Genomic DNA, 20,186 nt, shown 5'->3' with positions numbered 1-20,186 from the left:
CCCGGGCTACCCAGCCCGCGGCCGGGCTCTCGGCCGGGTGTCCCAGCCCGCGCGAGTCCTGCTTGAGCGCCGTGTCGACCGTCGGGTCGGCCCCCCGGCGGGGCCAGCCCGCCCGCGGCCGGCTTCCGGCCGACTATCCCAGCCCGCAGCCGGCCACCCGACCCGGCCTACCCCAGTACGCGGCCGGGCCCCCCGGCCCGGCCTACCCCAGCCCCCGGTCGGCCTCCCGGCGGGCTATCCCAGTCCGCGCGAGTCCTGCTTCAGTGCCGTGTCGACCGTCAGGGCCGTGGCCACCACCAGGCTCAGCAGCGGTTCGGGCAGCTGGTAGTGGATCTGCAGCACGTAGTTGTCCGCGGTGGTGAACATCGTCTTGGCGAGGCCCTCCCACGTCTTCGTGATCCGGGCGACCTCGTTGCCCGCGTGGTCGACGATCGCGAAGTTCCAGGCCCGCCAGTTCTCCGCCTTGATCGCCCCGACCTGTTGGCCGTCGACGACCATCGCGAAGTTGATCTTCCCGATCATGTTCTGCTGGACGATCTCACCGACCGGCGAGCCGTCCGGACGGGACACGATCACCCGGGACTTGAGCACCTTCGCGGGCCGGGTCAGCACCAGCTGCGGCTGCCCGTGGGCGTCCCGGATCTCCAGCCGGTGCGTCATGAACTGGTCGAGGCTGGAGACGAACCGCAGCGCCTTCTTCAGCGCGCTCTGCCCGACCTCGGTCACCGAGCCGAGCTGGTTGCCGTTCTGATCCATGACCGTGTACTCGTTGGTCAGCTCGATCAGCTTGGCCTTCTGGTTGACCACCAGGACCGGCTCGGTGAACAGGCTGCCGCCACCGGGGCCGCTGGGCGCGACCCCGGCCTGCTGCTGCACCTGACGCTGCACCCGCGGGTCCGGGCCGGCGGGCTGCTGCGGTATGTGCTGAGCGGCGGCCTGCGGCTGCTGTTGGTCCGCCTGGGTGTGCTGGGTCCACTGGGCACCGTCCCAGTAGCGCAGGGTCTGCGGCGCTCCGTGCGGATCCGGATACCAGCCAGCAGATGTGTTCGATTGTGTGGTCACCGGGGCACACTACCCCGGCACCACCCACGCCCCGCCAGTCCCGGCAACACCGCCTTCATCAGCTTTTACCCGGGCCGCGGTCAGCCTCGGTCGCCTAGACCGTGATGAGCCCCGGGTCGCTCACCCCGGGCCGCCCGTTCTCGACGTGCCCGGCGAACCGCCGCAGGAACGCCGGGTCGGACTCGGAGGTGACGGTGAGGTCGTACCAGCGGCGGCTCGCCGCCAGATCGACCGTGTGCTTGACCGTGGCGCCGGGCCGGACGGTCAGGTACGTCGTCCGGCAGCCGTAGCCGCCGCTCAGCTTCAGCCGGACCGTGCCGGGGCCCTTGTTGGTGAGGGTCAGCTCGATGTCGTCGCCCTTGTGCCGGGCGGTGACCTCGGGTCCGGCGGTCTTGTTCGCCCCCTTGAAGGAGCGCAGGAAGCCGTTGGGGCCGTGCACGGTCAGGTCGTACGAGCCGTTCGAGTACGCCGAGTTCCAGGTGTCCGCCACCGTCTTGCCGGCCTCGGTGGTGTAACTCCACGGTCCGTCGGTGCGGTTGGCGGAGGTCACCAGGAAGGCCGTGCCCGCCTTCGCCCCGGAGGCGAAGGTCAGGGTGAACTTCCCGGCAGCCGTGTCCGCCGAACCGTCCACGGACGGCGCGTACTTGAGCGGGCGGGTGGGACGCGAGCCGCGCTCCTGCTTGGGCAGCGATCCGCTCGCCGGCGGGGTCGGCACGTAGTCGGGGTGACGGTTGTGGTCCGGCGGCAGGTAGCCGTCCGTGCCGGGCAGGGCGACCGGCCGGACGTCGTGGTGGGAGAAGTCGAACGCCGAGGTCAGGTCGCCACAGATGGCGCGCCGCCAGGGCGAGATGTTCGGCTCGTGCACGCCGAAGCGCCGCTCCATGAACCGGATGATGGAGGTGTGGTCCATGGTCTCGGAGCAGACGTAACCGCCCTTGCTCCAGGGTGAGACCACGAGCATCGGCACGCGCTGGCCGAGGCCGTAGGGGCCGGCCGGGTGGCCGGCGTCGCCCTTGAACAGGTCGGGGCCGACGTCGACGGTCGACTTGCCCTGCGCGGCCGAGCCGGGGGCGAACGGCGGGATCTGGTGGTCGAAGAAGCCGTCGTTCTCGTCGTAGGTGATGAACAGGGCCGTCTTCGCCCACACCTTCGGGTCGGAGGTCAGCGCGTCGAGGACCTGGGCGATGTACCAGGCGCCGTAGTTGGCGGGCCAGTTGGGGTGCTCGGTGAAGGCCTCGGGGGCCACGATCCAGGAGATCTGCGGCAGCTTGCCGCCCTTGACGTCCGCCTTCAACCGGTCGAAGAAGCCCTCGCCCTTGGTCGCGTCGGTGCCGGTGCGGGCCTTGTCGTGGAGGGGGTCGCCGGGCTGGGCGTTCTGGTACTGCTTGAAGTACAGCAGCGAGTTGTCGCCGTAGTTGCCGCGGTAGGCGTCCTGGATCCAGCCCCAGCCGCCGGCCGCGTCGAGGCCGTCGCCGACGTCCTGGTAGATCTTCCAGGACACGCCGGCCTTCTCCAGGCGCTCGGGGTAGGTGGTCCAGGTGTAGCCCGCCTCGTCGTTGCCGAGGACCGGGCCGCCGCCCTGGCCGTCGTTGCCCGTGTACCCGGTCCACATGTAGTAGCGGTTGGGGTCGGTCGAGCCGATGAACGAGCAGTGGTAGGCGTCGCAGACGGTGAAGGAGTCGGCGAGCGCGTAGTGGAACGGGATGTCCTCGCGGGTCAGATAGGCCATCGTCGTGGAGCCCTTGGACGGGACCCACTTGTCGTACCTGCCGCCGTCGAAGGCGGCGTGTCCGTCGTTCCAGCCGTGCGGCAGGTCCTGGATGAAGGCCAGTCCCAGGTCGTCGGCGTCCGGGTGGAAGGGCAGGATGTCCTTGCCGTTCGCGTCGGCCTGGTACCAGACCGGCTTGCCGTCCTGCCGGGTCACGGCCGGGCGCGGGTCGCCGAAGCCGCGAACGCCTCTGAGGGTGCCGAAGTAGTGGTCGAAAGAACGGTTCTCCTGCATCAGGACGACGATGTGCTCGACATCCTCGATCGACCCCGTGCGATGGTTCGCGGGCAGCGCGGCGGCGCGCTGGATGCTGCTGGACAGGGCGGTGAAGGCGCTCGTGGCGCCCGCGAGTTGGAGGAATCGGCGCCGATTGACTTCGGGCATGGGTGAGTGCCTCTCATCCTGGGTGCGGATGGCCGGAGCATGACGGATTGCGCGCGGTGCGAGTGTTCCAAGAGCGACGAACGTCAGGGAAGGGTGCGGTGGCGTCCGTGTGAAAGTCACCGGTACGCGCGGTGGGCCGGCCTGCTTCCGTCAGACGGAAGCGCCCTTGCCCGCCTGTGCCGCCCGTCACGAATCTGAGTCCAACCACGGCACGCGGGGCGAGGACGCCCCGCTCTCAGGGACGGGAACGCCATGCCTCACATCACCGCCTTCGCCAGGAACCAGTGGTACGTCGCCGCCTACAGCCATGAGGTGGGGCGCGAGGAGTTGCTCGGGCGGACGATCCTCGGTGAGCCCCTCGTGTTCTACCGGACCGAGGAGGAGGGCACGCCGGTCGCGCTGGCCGACCGCTGTGTGCACCGCCGCTTCCCGCTGCACGAGAAGCCGGGCCGGCTCGACGGCGACCGGCTCGTGTGCGGCTACCACGGCTTCACCTACGACACGACGGGCACCTGCGTCTACGTCCCCGGCCAGAAGCGCATACCGCGCACCGCACGGGTCGCCTCCTACCCCGTGGTCGAACAGGACTCCCTGGTGTGGGTGTGGATCGGCGACCCCGCGCTGGCCGACCCGCAGACCATCCCGCGGGCGCGGCACCTGGACTCCCCCGGCTGGGTCACCGTCCGCGGCATGGAGCCCCTCGACGCGGACTACGGGCTGCTGGTCGACAACCTCCTCGACCTGTCCCACGAGACGTATCTGCACGGCGGTTACATCGGGACGCCCGAGGTCGCCGAGACGCCGATCACCACCGAGGTCGACGAGGGCGCGGGCATCGTGCGGGTGAGCCGGCACATGGACGACGCCGCGTGCCCGCCGTTCTACGCCCGCTCCACCGGCATCGAGGGCCGGATCACGCGCTGGCAGGACATCGAGTACCACGCGCCCTGCCTGTACCTGCTGCACAGCCGGATCGCCCCGGTGGGAGTGGTGCCGGAGGCCGACGGCAGCGACCCGAACGCCTTCCACACCGAGATCACCTACGCGATCACCCCGTCGTCCGACGGACACGTCTACGACTTCTGGATGGTCTCCCGCGACTGGGCGACCGAGGACGCGGAGGTCACCGAGTTCCTGCGGGGCAACAACCACACCGTGGTGATGCAGGACGTGGACGCGCTCAACCTGCTGCAGCGGACGCTGGGTTCGGAGCGGACGGGATACCAGGAGCTGAGCATCAACATCGACACCGGCGGCCTGGCCGCCCGCCGCATCCTCGCCCGGCTGGTCGAGGAGGGCGACAAGCCCGTGGAGAAGGTTCTGTGAGCAACGGCCCCACCGGCGAGATCTACCGCATCGACTGGCTGCCGGGCACCGACGTCCTGCACGGCACCTGTCACTGCGGAGCCGAGCACACCGCCCAGGACCCGGTCGAGATGTGGGAGTGGATGCTCGGCCACCCCGAAGGACACCGGCCCTCGGAAGGCAGCACCTCATGACCGTGTACGAAGCCGAACTCGTCGTCGGCAGCCGGGAGTTCGCGGCCGACGGCGTGCTGTCCCTCACCCTGCGCCATCCTCTCGGCGAGGATCTGCCGGCCTGGGAGCCGGGCGCCCATGTCGATGTCGTGCTCGGGCCGGACCTGGAGCGGCAGTACTCGCTGTGCGGGGACCCCGGGGACCGCTCGGCGTGGCGGATCGCGGTGCTGCGCGAGCCGGCCGGGCGGGGCGGATCGGCGCACGTGCACGCGCAGTTGGGGGTCGGTGACAAGGTGCGGGTGCGCGGACCGCGCAACCACTTCCGGCTGGAGAGCGCGCCCCGGTACCGGTTCGTCGCCGGCGGCATCGGCATCACCCCCATCCTGCCGATGCTGGCCGCGGCCGCGGCGGCGGGCGCCGAGTGGACGCTGCTGTACGGCGGCCGGACGCGTGACTCCCTCGCCTTCACCGGGGAGTTGGCGCGCTACGGCGACCGGGTGACCGTCGCCCCGCAGGACGAGACGGGCCTGCTGGACCTCGGCTCCGTTCTCGACGACCTGCCCGCGGACACACTCGTCTACTGCTGCGGTCCGGGCCCGCTGCTCGACGCGGTCGAGGAACGCTGCCCTGCCGGACGGCTGCGCGTCGAGCGGTTCACGCCGAAGCCCTTGGAGGGCGGCGAGAACGGCGCGTTCGAGGTGGAGCTCGCGCAGAGCGGCCGTACGGTCACCGTCGCGCCGGACGTCTCGGTGCTGGACGCCGTCCGGGCCGCGGGCGTGGAGGTGCTGTTCTCCTGCACCGAGGGCACGTGCGGCACCTGCGAGACCGACGTGCTGGAGGGCACGCCGGACCACCGGGACTCGGTGCTCACGGACGCGGAGCGGGAGAGCGGGGAGACGATGATGATCTGCGTCTCGCGCTGCCGCGGCAGGAGGCTCGTGCTGGATCTCTGACGCCGCCGCACCCGGCTCCTCCGAGTGTCAACAATTTCATCGGCCGAACCCTCGACCCCGCGGGACGCGGCGCTCTGGGCTCCCTGCACGCCAGTCGAGCACTGCTGCGCGGTGCGCGGCGCGTCAGGCGGTGACGATGTCCGCCTTCAGCGGCAGCAGGGCCTGGGCGATCGTGCCGATGGTCGCCTCGTCCACCCCGGCCTCGGTGAGCGCGCCGGCCAGGTGGCCCACGACCTTGCCGAAGGCGTCGTCGGTGACGGCCAGGTGCTCGTGGGCCTTGCGCATGGAGCGGCCGGAGTAGGGGCGGGTGGCTCCGAGGGCCTGGCCGATGAAGCGCCGCTGGTGCTGCTTGAGGCGGTCCAGGTCCACCCCCGTGAAGTACGGCTGGAGGTCGGGGTCGCCGAGGACCCTGGCGTAGAAGAGGTCGACGACGGCCCCGACGGCGTCCTCCCCTCCGAGTCGCTCGAAGAGGGTGGGGGACGGGGTCGGGGCCGGCGTGCCGGAGGTGGTGTCGGTCATGGGGTCAGCGTCGCGACGCCGTCTTGCCGGGGCGTGAGGAGAGGGTTTCCGGGTTGTCAGAAGGGCCTCCGGCGGGCCCGGGACCGCGGTGAACTCTTCGCAACCGGCTCCTCACGCGCCGAGTGGACGCCCGAAACGGGGGGTCAGCTGGTCAGGTACGCCTCCACCTCGCTGAACTGACCCGCCGGCCAGCCGGTGTTGGCGCTGACGGACAGCCGCAGGTACCGCAGGTTCGTGCTCGCGGGCAGCGAGACGGTGGCCGTGTTGCCGCTCGCCGGGTCGAAGCGGTAGCCGGCGGAGCCGACGACGGTCGAGTAGGAGGAGCCGTCGGTGCTGCCCAGCACGGTGACGGTCTGGGTCCGCGCGCCCCACGCGGAGGACGGCGGCAGCTTCAGCACCAGGCGGCGGACCGCGTAGGACGAGCCGAGGTCGACCGTCCAGGACTGCGGGAAGGCGTTGTTCGTCGACTCCCAGTAGCTGTTGGCGTCGCCGTCGACGGCCTTGCCCGGCGTGTAGACGTCCTGCGAGCCGGTCGCGGTGGCCGGGCGGCCCTTGGCCAGGTTGCGGCCCGGGTCCGGGTCGGGGTTGCCCTGACCGGGCTGCGGCCAGGTCGAGCAGTCCGACCAGGTGCTGCTCCAGCCGGAGTTGCCGCCGCCGTCTGTGAGGACGAAGGTCCCCGAGCTCGCCGGGTAGGGGCAGTTGTAGACGCCGGCGACGCCGACGGCGGTGGCGCTCACGTTGCGGAAGGTGGCGGCGCCCTGCGCCTCGGCCTGGACCACGACCGTGCCGGTGTTCCTGACGGTGGCGCCGTCCACGGTGACGTTGCGGACGGGGTAGCCCTGTCCCCCGCCGGAGACGAACTCGAAGGCGCTGTAGGGGCTGTCGGTGATCGTCGTGTTGGTGATGTTCACGGTCGCGTTGATCGCGCTGTCGTAGGAGTCGACGCGCAGCGCGCCCATCGGGTGGTTCCAGTTGGGGTTCATCGCACCGGCGCGCACGAGGGTGTTGCCGTCGACCGTGATCGTCCCGGCGAGCGGGGAGAACGGGTCGAGGAACTTCTGGTTGGAGATCGCGATGCCGCTGCCGAGGGCGTTGGTGTCGGAGACCAGGTTGTTCTTCACGGCGATGTCGGTGCCGCCGTAGATCGCGATGCCGTTGGCGAGGTTGGGCTGCGAGATGGTGTTGTTCTCGAAGCTGCTGTTGCTGTCCGCCCCGTTCAGCGACCACATGGCGAGCGAGTCGTCGCCCTGGTTGCGCAGGAAGTTGCCCCGCACCCGGACCCCGTGCGCGTTGCCGTTGAGGTTGAGGCCGTCGGCGGTGGTGTCGAGGATGCGGCTGTTCTCGACGACCAGGTTGTCGTTGTTGCCCATCAGCCACAGGCCGACCTTCATGTGCTGGATCCACATGCCGGATACCGAACTGTTCGGCCCCAGCGCCCCGTTGACGAAGTTGTCGGGGTTGGAGTCGACGCGTTCGGTGACCTCGCCCATGACCGCGAAGTCCTTGATGTGGACGCCTCCGGAGGAGCTGGACTGGTCGATGAAGCGGGAGGTGTGCACGACCGAGTACCAGCTGCCGGCGCCCTGGAGGGTGACGTTCTGGACGCCGCTGAGGGAGGAGGTCAGCTTGTAGTCGCCCGGCGGGATCCACACCACTCCGCCCTGGGCGGCGGCGACGGCGTCCCGGAAGGCCTGGGTGGAGTCGACGTTGCCGCTGGGGTCGGCGCCCTTGGAAGTGACCGAGACGGACCCGGCGGGCTGGCTCGCGGCCTGGCCGACCTGCTCGAAGTCGGCTACGTCGACGGTCACTTGGGTGCCGGTGGCCTGGAAGGCGACCTTGTCGCCCTGCTGGACGTCCTGCCCCAGGAGCAGCCGGGCGTCGTCGAAGAAGTGGTGTGTCTTGGCGCCGGGGATCCAGCTGGTGTCGATGTAGGAGTACTTGGAGGTGACCGGCAGGGTCTTGGCGATCTTGGTGCCGTTGACGTACACGTCGAGCGAGCCCGACTGGCCGTCCGGGACGCTGTAGGAGAGGTTCACGGCGTTGGCCGCGCGCGGCACGGTGAACTCGACGCGCTGCCCGGCGGAGAGGCGTACGGCCTGGCGTCCCGAGGCCTCGGAGGCGAGGGTGCCCTGGGTGTAGTCGGGGCCGATCCTGGTGCCGGTGGTGGTGGCCGACTCGGCCTCGACCGAGGTGAAGGGCAGGGCGGCGCCGACGGCCGCGTGGGCGGTGGGCGCGGTGGTGGTGAGCAGGCCGGCGGAGAGGGCGACCACCATGGCGGCTGGCATGCCCCTGACAGTTCTGCGCATGTGCTGATCCCTTCGGGAGGTGGGGGTGAGGGGATGGCGGGACGCGGTCTCAGGCGCGCAGCCAGACCGCGGTGTCCTTCGGCAGCCGTCCCTCGTCGTCCAGGGGGCCGCTGCCGAGCAGGAGTCGGAAGTGGTCGGGCAGAGTCGCTGGCGGGTCGGCGAGGTTCACCACGCACAGGGTGTCGGCCCGGGCGAAGGCGAGGACGCCGTCGGGAGCGGGCAGCCAGGTGAGGGGGCCGTCGCCGAAGCCCGGGCGGAGACGGATCGCGGCCCGGTACAGGGCGAGCATCGAGCCGGGGTCGGCCGCCTGGAGGTCGGCGGCATACGCGGACCAGCCGGCCGGCTGCGGCAGCCACGGCTCCTGCCGCGAGCCGAAGCCCGCGTGGGGTGCGTCGGCCGTCCAGGGCAGCGGCACCCGGCAGCCGTCGCGGCCGGGGTCGTCGCCCTGGGAGCGAAAGTACATCGGGTCCTGGATGCTCTCGCGCGGGATGTCGGCCTCGGGCAGGCCGAGTTCCTCGCCCTGGTAGACGTAGACGGCGCCGGGGAGGGCGAGCGAGAGCAGGGCGGCCGCGCGGGCGCGCCGGGTGCCGAGCGCGAGGTCGGTGGGGGTGCCGAACGCCTTGGCCGCGAAGTCGAAGCCGGTCTCCGCGCGGCCGTAGCGGGTGACGGTCCGGGTGACGTCGTGGTTGCACAGCACCCAGGTGGCGGGGGCGCCGACCGGGGCGTGCTCGGCGAGCGTGGTGTCGATGGACGTACGCAGGCGGCCGGGCTCCCAGGGGCAGGACAGGAAGGAGAAGTTGAAGGCCGTGTGCAGTTCGTCGGGGCGCAGGTAGCGGGCGAAGCGCTCGGCGTCGGGCAGCCACACCTCGCCGACGAAGACGCCGTCGTAGTCGTCGGCCACGGCCCGCCAGGAGCGGTAGATGTCGTGGAGTTCGTCGCGGTCGACGAACGGGTGGGGGTCGCGGCCCGCGACGAAGTCCGGCAGTTCGGGGTCCTTGGCGAGCAGCGCCGCCGAGTCGATGCGGACGCCCGCCACACCCCGTTCGAACCAGAATCGCAGGATGTCCTCGTGTTCCTGGCGGACGGCCGGGTGGGCCCAGTTGAGGTCGGGCTGCTCGGGGGTGAACAGGTGCAGGTACCAGTCCCCGTCGGGCAGCCGGGTCCATACGGGGTCGGTGGAGCCGACGAACTGGGACGGCCAGTCGTTGGGCGGGTGATGGCCGCCCGGGCCGCGGCCGGGCCGGAAGTGGAACAGCTCGCGCTCGGGGCTGCCCGGGCCCGCGGCGAGCGCGGCCCGGAACCAGGGGTGCTGGTCGGAGACGTGGTTGGGCACGATGTCGACGATGGTGCGGATGCCGAGCTCCCATGCCTCGGCGATCAGCTTCTCGGCCTCGGCGAGAGTGCCGAACGCCGGGTCGACGACGCGGTAGTCGGCGACGTCGTAGCCGCCGTCCTTCATCGGCGAGAGGTACCAGGGGTTGAACCACAGCGCGTCGACGCCGAGTTCGGCGAGGTACGGCAGCTTCGAGCGGACGCCGGCGAGGTCTCCGGTGCCGTCGCCGTCGCCGTCGGCGAAGCTGCGGACGTAGACCTGGTAGATGACGGCGGAGCGCCACCAGTCCTTCCGGGCAGGGGTGGGCTGTCCCACGGTGCGTGCCTTTCTGTCGGAGGGAGGGCGTCAGCCCTTGGTGCTGCCCGCGCTGATCCCGGCGATGATGTGCCGCTGGAAGACGAGGAACAGGGCGACCATCGGGATGCTGGCGATCACCATCGCGGCGATGAGCACGGTCAGTTGGATGTTCTGCGACAGCTGGACCAGGGCCACGCTGATGGGCTGCTTGTCGGTGTCGGAGAAGACCATCAGCGGCCAGAGGAAGTCCTGCCAGACGGCCACCAGCGCGAAGATCGACACGACGCCGAGGACCGGCCGCGACATGGGCAGCACGATCGACCACAGGGTGCGCAGCTTCCCGGCCCCGTCGATCTCCGCTGCCTCCAGCACGTCGCGCGGGAGCTGGTCGAAGAACCGCTTGAGCAGATAGAGGTTGAAGGCGTTGGCGACGGCCGGCAGCCAGATGGCGACGGGATCGTTGAGCAGGCCCAGGTCGGCCACGGTGAGGTACTTCGGTACGACGAGCGCTTGTGCGGGGACCATCAGCGTGGCGAGGATGCCGCCGAGGATCACCTTGCCGAAGGCGGGCCGGAGCTTCGACAGGGCGTAGGCCGCGGCGGTGCAGAACACCAGCTGGCAGGCCCAGGCGCCGGCCGCCTGGACGACGGTGTTCCACAGGTGCTGCGGCAGCTGCATCAGGTCCCAGGCGTCCGTGTAGCCGCCGAGGTGCCAGCGCTGGGGAACGAGGGTGGGCGGGGTCCGGGCGATCTCGTCCGGCGACTTCATCGCGCCGGTCACCATCCAGTAGACCGGGAAGAGGAAGGCCAGGGCGAAGAGCAGGACGACGGCCGTGAAGACGCTCCAGTACAGCGCCCTGCCGCGGGGGCGGGCGAGGACCGCCGGGGAGATCAGGGTCCGGGTGCTCACGCGTCCTCCTCTCCGGAGCGGGTCAGTCGCAGGTAGACGGCGGCGAAGGCGCCGAGCAGCACCAGCAGCATGACGCTCAGGGCGCAGGCGCCGCCGAAGTCGTTGTAGAGGAAGGCGTACTTGTAGATCAGGTACAGGACGGTGACGGTGGCGTTCTCCGGACCGCCGCCCGTGATCACGAAGGGCTCGGTGAAGACCTGCATCGTCGCGATGATCTGAAGGAGCATCAGCATCAGGATGACGAAGCGCGTCTGGGGGACGGTGACGTGCCGGACGCGCTGGAGCAGGTTCGCTCCGTCGAGTTCGGCGGCCTCGTAGAGCTCGCCGGGGATGGACTGCAGGGCGGCGAGGTAGATCAGGACGGTGCCGCCCATGTTGGCCCAGGTCGCCACGAGGACCAGGGAGACGAGCGCGGTGTCGGCGCCGTTGGACCAGTTCGAGGTGGGCAGGTGCAGGAAGCGCAGCGCCTCGTTGGCGAGGCCGGCCCCTGGGTCGTAGAACCACTTCCACAGCAGGGCGCTGACCACCGGCGGGATCATCACCGGCAGGTAGACCACGACTCTGAAGAAGGCCTTGGCGTGCCGGAGTTCGTTGAGGACGAGGGCCATCACGAACGGGATCGCGAACCCGATCAGCAGGGCGAGCAGGGTGAAGGTGAGCGTGTTGCGCCAGGCGGCGGTGAACTCGGGGTCGTGCCAGACGCGGGTGAAGTTGGCGGTGCCGACCCACTCGGGCGAGGAGCCCGGCGTGTACTTCTGGAAGGCGATCACGACGGCGCGGATCGCCGGGTACCAGGAGAACAGGGCGAAGCAGACGAGGCCGCCGAGGAGGAAGGCGTAGGCCCGGGCCTGCTCGGCCGGGCGGCGCCGCCCCCGGCCCCCTACCGGGGGCGGCGCCGGGTCGGTGGCGGCGACGGCCGTGGTCACCGGTCGCCGTTCGGCCGTCTTGGTCATGGCGGTCAGCTCCGCGCCAGGATGCCGTCGATCTTGCCGGAGGCGTCCTTGAGGAGCTGGTCGATGTCCGCGTCCTTCTTGGTGAGGACGGCGGACACGGCGCCGTCGAGGACGGAGTAGATCTGCTGGGCGTCCGGCGGTTCGATCTTCATCTGCAGGCTCTGGTTGCCGTCGAGGAACGCCTGGTAGTTCTCCACCGGGACGTTGGCGTTGGCCTTCTTGACCTGCTGGTCGGTGGCGTCGGCGGCGCCGGTGAACAGGCGCGGCTCGGGCAGGCCGACCGGCGCGTCCGCCTTCTTGGCGCGGGCGTAGTCGCCGAGGAAGCCCTTGCCGGGGGTGAGGAACATGTGGTCGAGCCACTTCAGGCCGGCGCGGATCTGGGCGGGGGTGTCGTGCTTGTTGAACATGTAGCCGTCGCCGCCGATGAGCGTGCCCTTGCCGCCGGGCATGGGGGCGAGCGCGAGGTCCTTGTAGTCGCCGCCCTTCTCCTTGACCAGGATCGGGATGTTGTCGGGGGCGGAGAGGTACATACCGAGCTTGCCCGAACCCATCATCTGCTGCACGTCGTTGATGACGAGGAGCTGCTTGCTGCCCATCGAGTCGTCGGTCCACCGCATGTCGTGCAGGTTCTGCAGGACGGCGCGGCCCTCGGGGGTGTCGATGGTGGCCTTCTTGCCGTCGGCGCTCACCACGTCCCCGCCCTGGGAGTACAGCTCGGCGGTGAAGTGCCAACCGCCCTGGTTCTGGGCGCTGTAGTCGGCGTATCCGACGGTGCCGCCGCCGAGGGCGGCGATCTTCTTGGCGTCGGCGCGGACCTCCTCCCAGGTGGTGGGCGGCTTGTCGGGGTCGAGGCCGGCCTTCTGGAAGAGCTTGCGGTTGTAGATCAGGCCCATCGAGTAGCCGGTGCGCGGGATGCCGTAGATCTTGCCGTCGACGGTGTAGATGTCGCGCAACTGCTTCTGGATGGTGGCGTAGCTCTTCAACTCCTTGACGTACGGGGTGAGATCGGCCGCCTGGCGGATGTCGACGACGTGCTTGGCGTCCGTGAAGTACGTGTAGAAGACGTCCTCCATCTGCCCGCCGGCGAGCTTGGCGTCGAAGGTCTTGGGGTCCTGGCAGGGGAAGGCGTCGTGGGCGACGACGTCGATGTCCGGGTGCTTCTTCTCGAAGGCGGCGACGTCCTGCTCGAAGAACCCGCGGTCGACCTTGGCGCTCTTGGGCGGTTCGCAGTTGACGGTGATGCGCGTCTTGCCGCCGGACGAGCCGTCGTCGCCCGACCCGCAGGCGGAGGCGGCGAGCGCGAGCGAGCAGACGCTGAGCGCGGCGAAGGTACGGCGGAACCCGGTGCTTGTCATCGGTGGACCCCTCGTGGCGGGAGCGTGGAAAGCCCACGGCGGCCTGCGAGCGCACACCACCGTGTCCGGCGCCGCACACTCAAGCACCGCTGACATCTATCCGCAAGATGTCGCGCATCATCTGTAATTATTTGACAGCCGGGCGGATCTCAGGGACGAGGGGCTTGCGCGGTGGATCCGCGGACCACCAGCTCGGGCTCGAACAGCAGCTCCTCGGGGGTCACCGAACCGCCGCCGATCTGCGCGTTCAGCAGTTCCACTGCGGCCCGGCCCATGGCCTCGATGGGCTGGCGGACGGTGGTCAGCGGGGGCTCGGTGCAGTTCATGAAGGCCGAGTCGTCGTAGCCGACGACCGACACCTGCTCGGGCACGCCGAGACCCTTGCGGCGGGCGGCCCGGATCGCGCCGAGCGCCAGCGGGTCGCTGGCGCAGATGATGCCCGTGACGCCCCGGTCGATGAGCCGGGAGGCCGCCGCGTGCCCGCCCTCGAGGGAGAACATGGCCCGCGCCACGCGCTCCTCCGGCAGCTCGCCCATGGTCCGTGCCGCGGCCAGTTTGCGCGCCGACGGCATGTGGTCGTCGGGTCCGAGGACCAGTCCGATCCGCTCGTGCCCGAGGGAGGCCAGGTGCCGCCAGGCCTGCTCCACGGCCACCGCGTCGTCGCAGGAGACGCCCGGGAAGCCGAGGTCGTCGATGGAGGCGTTGACCAGCACGACCGGGATGTTGCGCTCGGCGAGCCGGCGGTAGTGCTCGTGCGGGGCGTCGGCCTGGGCGTAGAGGCCGCCGGCGAAGACCACGCCGGAGACCTGCTGTTGCAGCAGCAGGTCCACGTAGTCGGCCTCGGAGACGCCGCCCTTGGTCTGGGTGCACAGCACCGGGGTCAGACCGAGCTGGGCCAGCGCCCCGCCGATCACCTCGGCGAACGCCGGGAAGATGGGGTTCTGCAGCTCGGGCAGGACCAGACCGACCAGCCGGGCGCGCTCGCCGCGCAGCTGCGTGGGCCGCTCGTAGCCGAGGACGTCCAGGGCGCTGAGCACCGACTGCCGGGTGGCCTCGGAGACCCCCGGCTTGCCGTTGAGCACCCGGCTGACCGTGGCCTCGCTGACCCCTACCTTCTTCGCCACCTCGGCAAGTCGTCGCGTCATGAACGCAAGAATAGCGCAAGAAACGCAAACGGTTTGCGTAATGCTGCGGTTCGACGTAATGCTGCGTGTCGAGAGGTCAGCGTTCCTCGCGGGCGGCCCACAGGCCGCGGACATGGCCGAGGTGACGGTCCATGACCGCGCGTACGGCCTCCTCGTCCCGGGCCAGCAGGGCGTCGAGGAGTTCGAGGTGCTCCTGGGCGGAGGCCTCCAGCCGGCCCGCCTCCGACAGCGCCGTCAGCCCGTACAGCCGTGCCCTTCGCCGCAGGTCCCCCACGACCTCCACGAGGTGGTCGTTGCCCGCCAGCGCCAGCAGCCCGAGGTGGAACCTCAGGTCGGCCTCGACGTAGGCGATGAGGTCGCCCTTCGCGGCCGAGGTGACGATCTCCAGGGCGACCGGCCGCAGCGCCTGCAGATCGGCGGGGTCGGCGGTCGCCGCGAGGCCGACGGTCGTCGGGATCTCGATCAGTGACCGGACGTGGGCGTACTCGTCGAGCTGCTTCTCGGACAGGGCGGTGACCCGGAAGCCCTTGTTCGGGACGATGTCGACCAGGCCCTCCTTCGCCAGCTCCAGCATCGCCTCGCGGACCGGGGTGGCGGAGACGCCCAGGCGGGGGGCGAGGGCCGGCGCCGAGTACATATGGCCCGGGCGCAGCTCGCCGGTGATCAGCGCGGCCCGCAGCACGTCCACGACCCGCTCCCGGAAGTTGGGCTTCCGGCCGCCGAGCGCGGGCAGGGCGGGGGCGGGAAGGGCCGGGCTGGCGGGGCGGCGGGCGGGCATGGGCGTCTTCTCCCTGGGCGGTGCGAGGTCAGGTGGTACGTCATTGTCCCCGCCGCCGCCTGCCCGGGACCCGCGCGGCCGGGAGGCGGCGGCCGGCCCCTACAGGACGAACCCCGCGGGGAAGGGGTCGGTGGGGTCGAGCAGGTACTGGGCCGTGCCGGTGATCCAGGCGCGGCCGGTGAAGCTGGGCAGCACGGCGGGGCGGCCGGCGACCTCGGTGGTGCCGAGGAGGCGGCCGGTGAACCGGGTGCCGATGAAGGACTCGTTGACGAACTCGGTGTGCAGGGGGAGTTCGCCGCGTGCGTGCAGCTGGGCCATGCGGGCGCTGGTGCCGGTGCCGCAGGGCGAGCGGTCGAACCAGCCGGGGTGGATCGCCATGGCGTGCCGGGAGTTCCGGGCGGTGGAGCCCGGCGCGAGCAGGTGGACGTGGTGGCAGCCGCGGATGGACGCGTCCTCCGGGTGGACGGGTTCGTCCTCGGCGTTGATCGCGTCCATCAGGGACAGGCCCGCGGCGAGGATGTCGTCCTTGCGGGCCCGGTCGAAGGGCAGGCCGAACTCCTCCAGCGGAAGGATGGCGTAGAAGTTGCCGCCGTACGCCAGGTCGTAGGTGACGGTCCGGCCGTCGGCGAGGGTGGCCTTGCGGTCGAGGGCGACGGAGAACGACGGCACGTTCTTCAGCGTGACGTTCCTCGCCGCTCCGTCCTCCACCGCGACCTCGGCCACGACGAGGCCGGCCGGGGTGTCGAGCCGGATGGTGGTGACGGGCTCGGTGACCTCGACCATCCCGGTCTCCACCAGCACGGTCGCCACCCCGATGGTGCCGTGCCCGCACATCGGGAGGTAGCCGGAGACCTCGATGTAGACGACGCCCCAGTCGCAGTCGGGGCGGGTGGGCGGCTGGAGGACGGCGCCGCTCATCGCGGCGTGGCCGCGCGGCTCGTTCATCAGCAACTGCTTGATGTCGTCGCGGTGTTCGCGGAAGTACAGCCGCCGCTCGTTCATCGTGGCGCCGGGAATCGTGCCGATCCCGCCCGTGATCACCCGGGTGGGCATGCCCTCGGTGTGCGAGTCGACCGCGTGCAGGACGAGTCTGCTGCGCATGCGCTCTCCTCCCTCCTAGGCCAGGCCCGCCGCGACGGCCCGCTCGGTGGCCGTGCGGACCGCGGCCTCCTGCTCGGGCAGCAGCGGGACGCGCGGCGGCCGGACCGGGCCGCCGTGGCGGCCGACGACGTCCATGGACAGCTTGATGGCCTGGACGAACTCGACCTGGGAGTCCCAGCGCAGCAGCGGGTGCAGTTGCTCGTACAGCTTCTTCGCGGTGGCCAGGTCGCCGTCGACGGCCGCGTGGTAGAGCGCGCTGCTCGCGGCGGGCAGCGCGTTCGGGTAACCGGCCACCCAGCCCTTCGCGCCCGCGATGGCGAGCTCCAGCAGCACGTCGTCGGCGCCGATCAACAGGTCGAGTTCCGGGACGAGTTCGGCGAGGCGGTAGGCACGGCGGACGTCTCCGGAGAACTCCTTGACGGCGTGGATGTACCCCTCGCGGTGCAGTGCGGCGAGGAGTTCCGGCACCAGGTCGACCTTGGTGTCGATGGGGTTGTTGTAGGCGACGATCGGCAGGCCCGCCTTCGCGACCTCGGCGTAGTGCGCGAGCACGGAGCGTTCGTCGGCGCGGTAGGCGTTGGGCGGCAGCAGCATCACGCTGGCGCAGCCCGCGTCGCGTGCCTGCTCGGCCCAGCGCCGGGACTCCGCCGAGCCGTAGGCGGCGACGCCGGGCATCACGCGCGCGCCGCCGATCGCGGCGACGGCGGTCTCCACGACCCGGGCCCGCTCCTCGGGGGTGAGCACCTGGTACTCGCCGAGCGAGCCGTTGGGGACGACACCGTCGCAGCCGTTGTCGACGAGCCATGAGCAGTGCTCGGCGTACTTGTCGTAGTCGACGGACAGGTCGTCGGTGAGCGGGAGCGCCGTGGCGACGAGGATGCCGCGCCAGGGGCGGTGGTCGGTCATGAGGGCCCTTCCTCGGTGGGGTGGTCGGATGCCCGGGCCAGGACGCCGAGCGGCACGGGTCGCGCGAACGGCCGTCTGGACGCGGTGGGAGAGCATCCCGCGAGCCCGGCGACCGCGGGTGCGCAGATCCGGCCCTGACACCAGCCCATGCCGGCCCGGGTGAGCAGCTTCACGGTGCGCGGATCGCGCGCGCCCAGGTCTTCGACGGCGGCCCGGACGGCGCCGGCGGTCACCTCCTCGCACCGGCAGACCACCGTCTCGTCGGTCACCTGCTCGCTCCAGTGCGCGGGCGGCCGGTACACGCCGTCGAGGGCGGCGGCGAACTCCCGCAATCGGGTACGGGACTTGACGGCGGTCGCCCACTCCGCACGGTCGGGTTCGGTCCCCGTCAGGCGCGCCGCGGCGGAGCGTCCCGCGAGGCGGCCCTCGACGAGGGCGAGGGCGGAGCCGCCGATGCCGGTGGCCTCCCCCGCGGCCCACACGCCGGGTACGTCGGTGCGCTGCTCGTCGTCGACATGGACGGCCTGTCCGTCGAGGCGGCAGCCGAGGCTCTCCGCGAGGTCGGTGTGGGCCAGCATGCCGTGGCTCACGGCGAGGGTGTCGCAGGCGATACGGCGCCGGGTGCCGGGCCGGACGCGTCCCTCTGCGTCGAGCGCGGCGACGGTGACGGCCTCCACGCGCTCGGTGCCGTGCGCCTCGACGACCGTGTGCCGGAGCAGCGGCCGGATCCGGTGCCTGGCCAACTGGCCGGCGTAGCGGGCTGCTTCGGCGAGCTTGCCCGGCTGGGAGAGCAGCGGGCGGAGGTGCCGTACGAAGGCCCGGGGAGCGGCGGACTCGACGAGGGCGGCCACGTCCACGCCCGCGGCCGCCAGTGCCGTGGCCACCGGCAGCAGCAGCGGGCCGGTCCCGGCGACCACGGCGGCCCGGCCCGGGACGACCAGGCTTCCCTTCAGCATGGCCTGGGCGCCGCCCGCGGTGACGACACCCGGGAGGGTCCAGCCGGGGAAGGGCAACGCCTGTTCGTACCCTCCGGTGGCCAGGAGTACGGCGTCGGCGCGGACGGCCGCCGGGTCCTCCTGCTCGGGTCCGAGCAGCGCGTGCACGACGAAGTCCGCGGACCGCCGCTCCACGAACCAGACGTGATGATCCGTCAAGTGCCGTACGGTGCCTGCCCTCAGGTGGCCGCGCAGGTCGTCCCGCAGTCGCTCCCACACCCGCCACTGGTGGTGCAGGGCCTGCGGCCGGCGGGCGCGCAGCTCCGGCGCGGGCTGCCGGTAGAACTGGCCGCCCGCCTCCGCGGCGGAGTCGACGAGGGTGACGCGGAGCCCGCGCGCGGCCGCGGCGAGGGTCGCGGCGAGGCCCGCCGGGCCCGCGCCGATCACCGCGAGATGCGGTCGGTCAGTCATCGTGGCCGGTCCCCTCCTGCGTACGGATCACGTCGCCCGGGGCCAGCGGCAGCAGGCAGGCGCGCTGGTTGGGGCGGTCGTTGACGGTCACCAGGCAGTCGAAGCAGACGCCGATGCCGCAGAAGACCCCGCGGGGACGGCCCTCACCCCGGGTGGTGCGCCACGAGGTGACGCCGGCCGCCCACAGCGCGGCGGCGACGGTCTGGCCGGGCAGCGCCTCGATCTCCCGGTCGTCGAGGGTGACCGTGAAGGCGGGGCCGGGACGGGCGTCGGCCAGGTCCAGCGGGGAGTTCACGCGGCCTCCTCGGGGAAGCGGTCGGGGCGGAACGGCGCCAGGTCCAGGTCGGGTCGCCTGCCGGTCAGCGCCTGGGCGACGAGGTGTCCGGTGCCGGTGGACAGCCCGATGCCGGCGCCCTCGTGGCCGCAGGCGTGGTACAGGCCGGGAACCCTGGGGTCGGGGCCGACGGCGGGGAGGTGGTCGGGCATGTACGGGCGGAAGCCGAGGTAGGCGCGGGTGGCGCGCACGTCGGCCAGGAAGGGGAACAGCCGGGTGGCGCCCGCGGCCAGAGCGCGGACGGCGGGCAGCGAGAAGGTCCGGTCGAAGCCGACCCGTTCGCGGCTCGCGCCGATCAGGACGGGTCCGGCGGCGGTGCCCTCGACGACCGGCGAGGTCTGAAGGGCGGCCGAGTCGCTGGCCACGTCGGCCACATAGTCGGCGGCGTACACCTTGTGGCGGATCCGGCGCGGCAGGGGCTCGGTGACCAGGACGAAGCCGCGGCGCGGCAGGACGGGCAGGTGGACGCCGGCGAGGGCGGCGATCTCGCCGCCCCAGGTGCCGGCCGCGTTGACGACGGCCGGGGCGTGCAGGTCGCCCCGGTCGGTGCGTACCCCACGGACCGCGCCGTCCGGACCGCGCAGCACGTCCGTCGCCCGGTGGCCGGTGAGCAGGCGGGCGCCCGAGGCCCGCAGGAGGTGGGCGGCGGCCAGGGCGGGCATGACCTGGCCGTCCTGGGGGTAGTGGACGCCGCCCGGCAGCCCGGGGGCGAGGTGCGGTTCGAGCGCGTAGAGGGTGTCGCCCGCGACCGGTTCGGCGACGACCCCGGCGGCGCGCTGGGCGTCGGCGAAGCGCTCCAGGGCGGTCAGGCCGCCCGGGGAGGAGGCGACCACGACACCGCCCTTGGCCTCGTACTCGGCGGACGCTCCCAGCTCGGCGGCGAGTTCGGTCCACAACCGCCAGGACAGCAGAGCGAGTTCGAGCTCGGGTCCCGGCCCCTTGTCGGAGACGAGGATGTTGCCCTCGCCGGCGCCGGTCGTGCCGCCGGCCACGCCTCCGCGGTCCACGACGAGGACGTCCAGGCCCGCGCGGGCCGCGTACAGGGCGCAGGCGGCGCCCACCATTCCGGCGCCGATGACCACGACATCGCAGGTCAGTGGCTTGCTCACGCCAGTACTATGTCACATACCGCACGCGCTGGGAACGTCTTCGCCTCCCCCGGCCTTGCGTCCCCGGCCTGTGCCTGTCCCGGCCTTCGC

The 20,186-nt window shown here is 71.6% G+C and carries 18 protein-coding genes; 3 read left to right on the top strand and 15 right to left on the bottom strand.

Translation table 11 applies throughout. The features are described 5' to 3' along the window. Positions 1 to 234: 234 nt before the first annotated feature. Both LN251_RS26480 and LN251_RS26475 read right to left on the bottom strand, forming a co-directional pair. The gene (locus LN251_RS26480; protein WP_458246587.1) at positions 235 to 1,062 is read right to left on the bottom strand and encodes a phospholipid scramblase-related protein; all 828 of its coding nucleotides are present in this window, start codon (positions 1,060 to 1,062) and stop codon (positions 235 to 237) included. Positions 1,063 to 1,156: 94 nt separating this feature from the next. Continuing rightward, on the bottom strand, positions 1,157 to 3,214 hold the full coding sequence (locus LN251_RS26475; RefSeq protein WP_458246586.1) for a phosphocholine-specific phospholipase C: 2,058 nt from the start codon (positions 3,212 to 3,214) through the stop codon (positions 1,157 to 1,159). 252 nt (positions 3,215 to 3,466) lie between these two features. On the opposite strand from LN251_RS26475, the gene LN251_RS26470 reads away from it, so the two are divergent. From LN251_RS26470 to LN251_RS26460, 3 genes are read left to right on the top strand one after another with little or no spacing between them, the layout of a single operon-like run. Next, positions 3,467 to 4,540, top strand: a complete 1,074-nt coding sequence (locus tag LN251_RS26470) for an aromatic ring-hydroxylating dioxygenase subunit alpha (protein WP_458246585.1) — start codon at positions 3,467 to 3,469, stop codon at positions 4,538 to 4,540. Then, the gene (locus LN251_RS26465) at positions 4,537 to 4,713 is read left to right on the top strand and encodes a hypothetical protein (protein WP_203237643.1); all 177 of its coding nucleotides are present in this window, start codon (positions 4,537 to 4,539) and stop codon (positions 4,711 to 4,713) included. The genes LN251_RS26470 and LN251_RS26465 overlap by 4 nt, the downstream gene beginning before the upstream one ends. Next, a complete protein-coding gene (locus tag LN251_RS26460) occupies positions 4,710 to 5,645 on the top strand; it encodes a PDR/VanB family oxidoreductase (RefSeq protein WP_458246584.1) in 936 nt (311 codons plus the stop codon). Before LN251_RS26465 ends, LN251_RS26460 begins: the two co-directional genes overlap by 4 nt. A gap of 123 nt (positions 5,646 to 5,768) precedes the next feature. On the opposite strand, the gene LN251_RS26455 is transcribed toward LN251_RS26460, so the two are convergent. The 13 genes from LN251_RS26455 to LN251_RS26395 form a co-directional block, all read right to left on the bottom strand. Further along, positions 5,769 to 6,164, bottom strand: a complete 396-nt coding sequence (locus LN251_RS26455) for a group I truncated hemoglobin (RefSeq protein ID WP_458246583.1) — start codon at positions 6,162 to 6,164, stop codon at positions 5,769 to 5,771. A gap of 143 nt (positions 6,165 to 6,307) precedes the next feature. Beyond that, positions 6,308 to 8,449, bottom strand: coding sequence for a discoidin domain-containing protein (locus LN251_RS26450; protein ID WP_458246582.1), 2,142 nt, complete (start codon positions 8,447 to 8,449; stop codon positions 6,308 to 6,310). Positions 8,450 to 8,519: 70 nt separating this feature from the next. Next, on the bottom strand, positions 8,520 to 10,118 hold the full coding sequence (locus tag LN251_RS26445) for a glycoside hydrolase family 13 protein (protein WP_458246581.1): 1,599 nt from the start codon (positions 10,116 to 10,118) through the stop codon (positions 8,520 to 8,522). Between the two features lie 30 nt (positions 10,119 to 10,148). Continuing rightward, positions 10,149 to 11,009: a carbohydrate ABC transporter permease gene (locus tag LN251_RS26440; RefSeq protein WP_458246580.1), complete on the bottom strand. Its 861-nt coding sequence runs from the start codon at positions 11,007 to 11,009 to the stop codon at positions 10,149 to 10,151. Then, positions 11,006 to 11,962, bottom strand: coding sequence for a carbohydrate ABC transporter permease (locus LN251_RS26435; RefSeq protein ID WP_458246579.1), 957 nt, complete (start codon positions 11,960 to 11,962; stop codon positions 11,006 to 11,008). Before LN251_RS26435 ends, LN251_RS26440 begins: the two co-directional genes overlap by 4 nt. 5 nt (positions 11,963 to 11,967) lie before the next feature. Then, positions 11,968 to 13,317: an ABC transporter substrate-binding protein gene (locus LN251_RS26430; RefSeq protein ID WP_458246578.1), complete on the bottom strand. Its 1,350-nt coding sequence runs from the start codon at positions 13,315 to 13,317 to the stop codon at positions 11,968 to 11,970. Positions 13,318 to 13,466: 149 nt separating this feature from the next. Continuing rightward, complete coding sequence (locus LN251_RS26425) at positions 13,467 to 14,462, bottom strand: LacI family DNA-binding transcriptional regulator (protein WP_458246577.1); 996 nt, start codon at positions 14,460 to 14,462, stop codon at positions 13,467 to 13,469. Between the two features lie 76 nt (positions 14,463 to 14,538). Beyond that, positions 14,539 to 15,240: a GntR family transcriptional regulator gene (locus LN251_RS26420; RefSeq protein ID WP_458246576.1), complete on the bottom strand. Its 702-nt coding sequence runs from the start codon at positions 15,238 to 15,240 to the stop codon at positions 14,539 to 14,541. A 99-nt stretch (positions 15,241 to 15,339) separates the two neighbouring features. Continuing rightward, positions 15,340 to 16,341: a proline racemase family protein gene (locus LN251_RS26415; RefSeq protein WP_458246575.1), complete on the bottom strand. Its 1,002-nt coding sequence runs from the start codon at positions 16,339 to 16,341 to the stop codon at positions 15,340 to 15,342. Positions 16,342 to 16,356: 15 nt separating this feature from the next. Then, a complete protein-coding gene (locus tag LN251_RS26410) occupies positions 16,357 to 17,247 on the bottom strand; it encodes a dihydrodipicolinate synthase family protein (protein ID WP_458246574.1) in 891 nt (296 codons plus the stop codon). Further along, positions 17,244 to 18,653 (bottom strand): FAD-dependent oxidoreductase, encoded by a 1,410-nt coding sequence (locus tag LN251_RS26405; protein ID WP_458246573.1) that lies wholly within the window; start codon positions 18,651 to 18,653, stop codon positions 17,244 to 17,246. The genes LN251_RS26410 and LN251_RS26405 overlap by 4 nt, the downstream gene beginning before the upstream one ends. Continuing rightward, on the bottom strand, positions 18,646 to 18,948 hold the full coding sequence (locus tag LN251_RS26400) for a (2Fe-2S)-binding protein (RefSeq protein ID WP_458246572.1): 303 nt from the start codon (positions 18,946 to 18,948) through the stop codon (positions 18,646 to 18,648). Before LN251_RS26400 ends, LN251_RS26405 begins: the two co-directional genes overlap by 8 nt. Further along, positions 18,945 to 20,096, bottom strand: coding sequence for an NAD(P)/FAD-dependent oxidoreductase (locus LN251_RS26395; protein WP_458246571.1), 1,152 nt, complete (start codon positions 20,094 to 20,096; stop codon positions 18,945 to 18,947). The genes LN251_RS26400 and LN251_RS26395 overlap by 4 nt, the downstream gene beginning before the upstream one ends. Positions 20,097 to 20,186: the final 90 nt, after the last annotated feature.

Source organism: Streptomyces sp. MAI_2237 (assembly GCF_054189285.1).
The sequence above is the reverse complement of the archived record's forward strand: the minus strand, read 5'-3'. Positions and strand labels throughout refer to the sequence as shown.